Origin of the sequence: Psychrobacter sp., from assembly GCF_035469765.1 — a bacterium.
Lineage (GTDB): Bacteria > Pseudomonadota > Gammaproteobacteria > Pseudomonadales > Moraxellaceae > Psychrobacter.
Window position 1 is genome coordinate 1 of sequence record NZ_DATIRM010000173.1, and the last position, 2,180, is coordinate 2,180.

Below are 2,180 nucleotides of genomic sequence, written 5' to 3' on the forward strand. Positions count from 1 at the left end.
GATACTTATAAAATTAAATTGCGCACCATAGGCTATCGTCTGGTGTATACCGTCAAAGATGATGTCGTCGTTGTATACGTGCTAGCAGTAGGCAAAAGAGAGAATAACAAAGTATATGACAGCCTTGCGACACGCCAACCATAGTCGACGTTAAAGTAGTCACTATAAAAGGCGGCAAACGCCCTATTTCCTACTAAATAAAAACCCTTTAGCTTTACCGCTATAATTGAAACACACAGACAGAATAAAATGACGGAGGTCATAGACGTGCAATATACCGCAATCATCAAAGACGGTGGTTTGTTTATCCCAAACGTATTTTCAGACCTAAACGATGGTCAGTCCTACATCGTCCAAGTCACCGTTGATATCGAGGACGCTCGTCAGCAATTAAGCGACAGCACAGCACCCAAAAAACAAGCAGCAAAAGAGCCAAAAAAGGCTATTAAAAGACCGCTAAAAAAAGCAACGGAAAGTGTAGACTTAGAGACTCTGCGTAAGAGTGCTGTCGATGAGCTAGAAGGCTTAGATGATGTCGAGCTTAGCGAGATATTTAAAGCCTATATGAATGATGGGCACGCACCGACACAAATATCATTAGAAAACTTATAATGTGCGGTTGCTGATAGTTTAAAGCCGCATTGTTAGAAACAGCAGATTAAATTTTAGATTCATAACTGTATTTATTATAAAGGTAGAACGATGACATACTCGATTTTTTCCCAGACGCCAAATAATGCGCTAACAGAGCCAATGTTCTTTGGTAATCCGGTCAACGTAGCACGCTACGATCAGCAAAAGCATCCTATCTTTGAGCAGTTGATCGAAAAGCAATTGTCGTTCTTTTGGCGTCCAGAAGAAGTCGATGTGTCACGTGACCGTATGGACTATGGCAATCTGTCCTCACATGAGCAGCATATCTTTATCAGTAACCTAAAATATCAGACGCTACTCGATTCTATCCAAGGTCGTAGCCCAAACGTGGTGCTATTGCCACTGGTATCGATTCCTGAGCTTGAAACGTGGATTGAGACGTGGACGTTTTCTGAGACCATTCACTCGCGCAGCTATACCCATATCATTCGTAATATTATCAATGACCCTGCTATCGTCTTTGATGACATCATGCAAAACGAGCATATCCTAGGGCGTGCCGCGGACATCGCCAAGTATTATGATGATTTATATTACAGCTCATCGTTGTACAACTTGTACGGCGCAGGCACGCACACCATAAATGGTAAGCAAATTACCGTCGATTTAAAATCTCTGAAAAAGCAGCTTTACTTATGCTTGATGGCAGTCAACGTCTTAGAAGCCATTCGCTTCTATGTGTCATTTGCTTGCTCGTTTGCCTTTGCTGAGCGCAAGCTGATGGAAGGTAATGCCAAGATTATTAAGCTAATTGCTCGTGATGAAGCGCTACATTTAACCGGCACGCAGCATATTCTTAACTTGATGCGTATCGGTCGTGATGATCCAGAGATGGTCGAGATCGCCAAAGAGTGCTATGAAGAAAGTATCGAGATATTCCGTAAAGCGGCTGAGCAAGAAAAAGAATGGGCAGGCTATCTGTTTAAAGATGGCTCAATGATTGGTCTAAATAAAGACATTCTTTGCCAATATATCGAATATATCACCAATTTACGTATGGAAGCGGTTGGCTTACCGGTCGCATTCCCAAATTCTAAATCAAACCCTATCCCGTGGATTAATACATGGTTATCATCTGACAACGTGCAAGTTGCCCCGCAAGAAACTGAAATCAGCTCATACTTGGTCGGTCAGATTGACTCAGACTTATCAGACAGCGACTTTGATGATTTTGAGCTATAGATTTTTAAACAATAATTTATGAAAAAGTATCGTGTAGGCAGTACAAAATAATAGGGAAACAAACAGGATAAAACTATGACTTGGGTAATGACGAGTAAAAAGCAATTTTACTTGCATGACGACGAAAGTCTGCTTGATGGATTGCTACGCACCGGCCATGATATCAATTATCAGTGTAAGGAAGGCTATTGTGGCAGCTGCCGAATCAAACGTGTTGCCAGCTCACATGTCATTGATTATCCGTTTGAGCCGCTTGCTATGATTGAAGAAGATGAACTCCTGCCGTGCTGCTGTCGAGTGCGCGGCGTGATTTATGTCAATCATGAGCTGATAACAAAGTAGCT

The 2,180-nt window shown here is 42.0% G+C and carries 4 protein-coding genes; all 4 read left to right on the plus strand.

The window, feature by feature from the left end:
- Positions 1–144, plus strand: a 144-nt coding sequence (locus tag VLN09_RS04940; RefSeq protein ID WP_325244262.1) for a type II toxin-antitoxin system RelE/ParE family toxin, incomplete at its 5' end; no start/stop codon positions are given.
- Positions 145–267: 123 nt separating this feature from the next.
- Positions 268–612, plus strand: coding sequence for a hypothetical protein (locus tag VLN09_RS04945; protein ID WP_325244256.1), 345 nt, complete (start codon positions 268–270; stop codon positions 610–612).
- A 90-nt stretch (positions 613–702) separates the two neighbouring features.
- On the plus strand, positions 703–1,836 hold the full coding sequence (gene nrdB / locus VLN09_RS04950) for a class Ia ribonucleoside-diphosphate reductase subunit beta (RefSeq protein WP_325244258.1): 1,134 nt from the start codon (positions 703–705) through the stop codon (positions 1,834–1,836).
- 75 nt (positions 1,837–1,911) lie between these two features.
- On the plus strand, positions 1,912–2,178 hold the full coding sequence (locus tag VLN09_RS04955; RefSeq protein ID WP_325244260.1) for a 2Fe-2S iron-sulfur cluster-binding protein: 267 nt from the start codon (positions 1,912–1,914) through the stop codon (positions 2,176–2,178).
- Positions 2,179–2,180: the final 2 nt, after the last annotated feature.

Excerpts from the sequence above, each read along its gene's own strand:
- nrdB (WP_325244258.1), top strand. The coding sequence starts at position 703 with ATGACATACTCGATTTTTTCCCAGACGCCAAATAATGCGCTAACAGAG.
- VLN09_RS04955 (WP_325244260.1), top strand. The coding sequence starts at position 1,912 with ATGACTTGGGTAATGACGAGTAAAAAGCAATTTTACTTGCATGACGAC.